Below are 1,164 nucleotides of genomic sequence, written 5' to 3' on the forward strand. Positions count from 1 at the left end.
TGCGTCCAGCTCCGTCCATCAACCGTTCATAGTACCCCTGCATCAGGTCACTCGTGCCAAAATCGTCTACCTTCCACAGGCTCATCAGTTGACTTTCTGCCCCCGCCAACACAAACGCCCGCCGCAGACCATACACCCCGTCGCCATTCACCACATTCCCCAGCCCCGTCTCGCAGGCCGATAGCACCACCAGTTGGGTACCGAACAGGTTCATTCGGGTGACTTCCTGGGCCGTGAGCACCCCGTCGTCGTCATCATCCGCGAAGCTTGCCCGTTGGTTGACGCCCGCAAATACTAACCCGGATCGCAGCAGGGGATTTTCCATGTTGCGGGGGGTGGGTACGCAGTCGGACTCGGCGGTGGAGACAACATCAATCGAGGCAGTGCGGGTACCGCCGGAAACGGCAAGACAGTCTTGGTCTTGCAGGAAGAATCCGTGGGTGGCTAGGTGCAGGATGCTGGGCGCTTGAACTTGCTTAATGGCGGATTCAGTGGCCTCGGGCCCGTCCCAGCGGGTGACGTTGGGCAGCAGAGGCATGATGGCATCCGCTTCCGTTTCGGTGCCGGGGAGGGAGCCAAAGGCATTGAGGCTGCTAAAGTCGGTGGAGCGCTGGGCCGTGAGGACGGCATTGCCCTGACTCGGCGTAGCACCACGCGACGCGGCGGCTAGCTCGGTGGCTCCATAGTCTGGATTGGCAACAATCACCGGCCCCTGCCCCGGCTCCAGACCCCGATTCATCCGCAGCAGGTCGCGACCGGAGGTGAGGTAGGTGAGAGTAAGGGTTTCGCTGAGGTAGCGATTTTCTTCGTCCATCAGGGCGGCGAAGGGGATCAGGTTGAGAGCACCATCGGGGGAGATCAGCAGGTGGGTGGCATCGTCGGTGAGGGCGCGAATCGGCTGCATCAGTTGAGCATCGAGGGCGCGGGCGATCGGTTGAATATTGGAGCGCGGATCTCGCAGGGCATCGAGGAAGGTAAAGACCTGGGCATCCATAGCGGCAGCATCCCCCAAATCCACGGTGCGGATCTCGCCGGAGGGGAACAGCACGTAGGCCGCGTAGCGGGGCGCTCCCCAAGTACCTGCTCCAGACGGATCAAACGGCTCGTAGCGCACCAGTTCCACCAATGCCCCGTCCGCTGGAATCTGCTGCTGCACGGCTTCTA

Annotated in this window: 1 protein-coding gene; it reads right to left on the minus strand. The window is 61.9% G+C overall.

The features are described from left to right. A partial coding sequence (locus JUJ53_RS02830) for a CHAT domain-containing protein (RefSeq protein WP_204150467.1) occupies positions 1-1,156 on the minus strand: 1,156 nt, incomplete at its 3' end. Positions 1,157-1,164: the final 8 nt, after the last annotated feature.

Origin of the sequence: Leptolyngbya sp. CCY15150 (genome assembly GCF_016888135.1) — a bacterium.
Taxonomy (GTDB): domain Bacteria; phylum Cyanobacteriota; class Cyanobacteriia; order RECH01; family RECH01; genus RECH01.